This window comes from Pseudomonas sp. 05T35 (assembly GCF_056396605.1).
The window spans coordinates 1-1005 of sequence record NZ_JBFTLU010000781.1; the positions used below are offsets into that span (position 1 = coordinate 1).

Annotated in this window: 1 protein-coding gene; it reads right to left on the reverse strand. The window is 62.7% G+C overall.

The window, feature by feature from the left end; translation table 11 throughout:
* Position 1: 1 nt before the first annotated feature.
* Positions 2-1005 (reverse strand): leucine-rich repeat-containing protein kinase family protein (locus AC1DH9_RS29780; protein ID WP_477809409.1); only part of this gene is annotated, 1004 nt, incomplete at its 5' end.

Here is a 1005-nt window from a genome sequence, read left to right on the forward strand (position 1 = left end):
GTTAGTGATTTGAGTTACAGGCGGCCAACTCTTGCATGATCTCGCTGAACCCTGGACGCGCCAGCACGTCCGGCTGACAGCAGCGGCTCTGCAAATCCATCAAGCGCTCGCGGCGTTCAACGCTCAAGCCCGAGTCGATCCGCTCCAGCAACTCACCCAACAGAATCCCGAAGGCCCGCACTTCGATGCGTTGCAGCGCGCGCGTTTCAAGCGTGTCAGACGTGGCATGGAAGGACGCCGCGCCGAAGTCGCCCAATAGGCAATCGCCGTGCTCATTCCACAACGTGTTGTGGCCGTACAGGTCGCCGTGGGTGATGCCCTGTTGATGCAGATGCGCGGCCGCCGAGGCAATGCCGCTGGCGATCCGCAGCGCCACCGCTGCACTGAAGCGCGTGTCCTCTGCGTACACATCACGGCTGCAAGACGCCAGGCTCGGCAACGCCGCCAGATTGCGATAGCTCGGCTCGATCAGGTGCATGACCAGGCCGGCCTGCGCCTGCGGATGCCCGACAATCCGCCCCTCGACCTTGATCAGGTTGGGATGAATACCGGCGGTGATGCAGGCATTCATTTCATGCAGCGGWGAGCCGTCGCTGGTCATGTGCCCCTTGTAGAGTTTCACCGCAACCTTGCGCTCAGGCTGCGACGGTTGCTCCCACACGGCCTGATGAATCACCCCGGAAGCGCCTTCGCCCAGTTGCTGCTGCAGGTGCAATTGCGACCAGGGAATGTTCGCCGTGGCTTCGAGCGCGGCGGCATCGGCCTCGGTTTCCAGCGGGTTGCCGGCGTACGCCAGCCAGGCCAGCCCGGGCAATGTCAGCAGCCACTGCGGCAGTTCGGTCATGCGGTTGGCGGCGATGCGGATCAGTTCCAGCTGATGACACTGGCTCAAGCTTGCGGGCAGGCTTTGCAGGTGGTTGCCGGCCAGCATCAGCTTTTGCAGGTGTGGTCGATTGCCCAATTCACTCGGCAATTCGCTGATGCAGTTGTCGGTCAGGATCAGCC